This is a genomic window from Archangium sp., assembly GCF_036389735.1.
Taxonomy (GTDB): Bacteria; Myxococcota; Myxococcia; order Myxococcales; family Myxococcaceae; genus Archangium.
The window spans coordinates 1-1557 of the sequence record NZ_DASVWK010000922.1; the positions used below are offsets into that span (position 1 = coordinate 1).

Below are 1557 nucleotides of genomic sequence, written 5' to 3' on the forward strand. Positions count from 1 at the left end.
ATGATTTTCGGGTCGAAGGCGAGGCTGCTCAGCCGGTCCGCCTCCAAATCGAAGATGGTCTCCATCGCCGAGCGCGGGAACCAGTCCTGGTACACCGTGACGTCCTCGGAGGTGTAGGCGTTGTTGCGCCCGCCTCGCGCCTCCATGACGCGGTCGAACTCGCCGGGGCCGTACTTCTTCGCGCCGTTGAACATCATGTGCTCGAAGAAGTGGGAGAGGCCGGTGATGCCGGGGCGCTCGTTGCGGCTGCCCACGCGGAACCAGTTGTAGAGCGACACGCTGGGGATGTCCTGGTCCGGCCAGACGATGACCTTCAGGCCGTTCTTCAGGGTGCGCGCCTCGATGCCCGCCCCCAGCTTGGGCGCGGCGGCCTGCACGGGCCGCGCCTCCTTCTCCGCCGCCCCGGCCGCTGAACCCGCCAGGAGCGCCACCGCAGTCACCAGCCACCGCCGACGCAACATGCCTTCTCCCTTGTCCCTTGGGGCCCGCCAAACCCCTGGGGTGGGAGGATATTCCAGGCGCGGGCCGGGTGGCTCAGCCCGTGAAGCGCAAAAGCGCCAGGAGCTGCTCGGTGGAGAGCGCCGCGGCCCCGTCCGCCTCGGACAGAAGGCTGTGGGCCAGCTCGCGCTTCTCCGCGTGGAGCGCCAGAATCGCCTCCTCAATCGTGCCCTGGGACACCAGCCGCGACACCGTCACCGGCCGCGTCTGGCCGATGCGGTGGGCCCGGTCCGTCGCCTGATCCTCGGCCGCCGGGTTCCACCACGGATCCAGGTGCAGCACGTGGTCCGCCGCCGTGAGGTTGAGGCCCGTGCCCCCCGCCTTCAAGGAGATGAGGAAGACTTCCCCCTCGCCCCGCTGGAAGGCCGCCACCCGCGTCTCGCGCTCGGCCGCGGGCGTCTGCCCGTCCAGGTACTGCATGGACACGCCCCGCGCCTCCAGCGCCTCGCGCACCAGCGACAGGTGCTTGACGAACTGGCTGAAGACGAGCGCCCGGCTCCCCCCGGCGCGCAGCGTGTCCACCACCTCCAGGAAGCGCTCCAGCTTGGAGGACGGCAGCGGCGAGTCCCCGTCCACCAGCCTCGGGTGACAGGCCGCGAGCCGCAGCCGGGTGAGCGCCGCCAGCATCTCGAAGCGCTTCTGCGGGCCCCGTGCGTCCTGGAGCCGAGCCAACGAGGCCAGCCGCACGTCCTCGTACAGCCGGCGCTCGCCCTCGGAGAGCGTGACGGGCACCACCGTCTCCACGCGCGGCGGCAGCTCGCGCGCCACCTCCCCCTTGGTGCGCCGCAGCAGGAAGGGCCGCACCACCCGCGCCAGCGCCGCGCGCGCCTGGGGGTCCTTCGTGCGCTCGATGGGGCCGGAGAAGCGCTCGCGGAAGGACTCACGGCTGCCCAGCAACCCGGGGAAGACGAGCCGGTAGAGGCTCCACAACTCCGACAGCCGGTTCTCCACCGGCGTGCCCGAGAGGGCCACGCGCGCCTCGGCCTTCAGCCCCCGCACCGCCTTCGCCCGCGCCGTGTCCGGGTTCTTCACCGCCTGGGCCTCGTCCAGCACCAGCGT

The 1557-nt window shown here is 71.7% G+C and carries 2 protein-coding genes; both read right to left on the bottom strand.

Going from position 1 to position 1557, the window contains the following annotated elements:
• Positions 1-461: M16 family metallopeptidase (locus tag VF794_RS32755; RefSeq protein ID WP_331117047.1), on the bottom strand; the 461-nt coding region annotated here is incomplete at its 3' end.
• Between the two features lie 73 nt (positions 462-534).
• Positions 535-1557 (bottom strand): DEAD/DEAH box helicase (locus VF794_RS32760; RefSeq protein WP_331117048.1); only part of this gene is annotated, 1023 nt, incomplete at its 5' end.